1 protein-coding gene is annotated in these 506 nt (G+C 73.1%); it reads right to left on the bottom strand.

Going from position 1 to position 506, the window contains the following annotated elements; all coding sequences use genetic code 11:
- Window positions 1-506: PhzF family phenazine biosynthesis protein (locus RCG67_RS17525; protein ID WP_368828105.1), on the bottom strand; the 506-nt coding region annotated here is incomplete at both ends.

Genomic DNA, 506 nt, shown 5'->3' with positions numbered 1-506 from the left:
GGTGCCCTGTCGGGCGATGTAGTTCGCGGGCGCCCGGTCCGTACGGATGAGCCACTGGGCCAGGCTCGCGTTGAGGCTTCCCGTGACGGGGTCCTCGTACCCGCCGGTGCCACCCACGAAGGCGCGGACCTCGAACTGGTGCGGGCTGCTCTGCGGGTGGGGACCCACCACGCCGATCTTGGCGCCGTGGAGAGCGGGAAGGTCGGGCTCGATCGCCAGGACGTCCTCGGCGCCGGCCAGAAGCAGCGCGGCCCAGCCGGGGCCGTTGTCGACCCACTGATGGGCGACGACCTGCTCGTCCCGCAGGCCCAGGGCCGCGGTTACGCCCCCGAGCAATTCCGGGCCCAGGTCTCCCGTGCGGTCGGTGGGTGGGGCCTCGAAGGTCAGTGCGCCGTCGTCGGACGGGCGGATCCGCACGAGGCCCGCGGCGCATTCCTGGACGATGACGTCCTTGGCACGCGCGGTGTTGCCCGCGGTGAGCCATGCGTGGGCCGAGCCCAGGGTGG

Source organism: Kocuria cellulosilytica (genome assembly GCF_040981245.1).
GTDB classification, from domain to species: domain Bacteria; phylum Actinomycetota; class Actinomycetes; order Actinomycetales; family Micrococcaceae; genus Kocuria; species Kocuria cellulosilytica.
The sequence above is the reverse complement of the archived record's forward strand: the minus strand, read 5'-3'. Positions and strand labels throughout refer to the sequence as shown.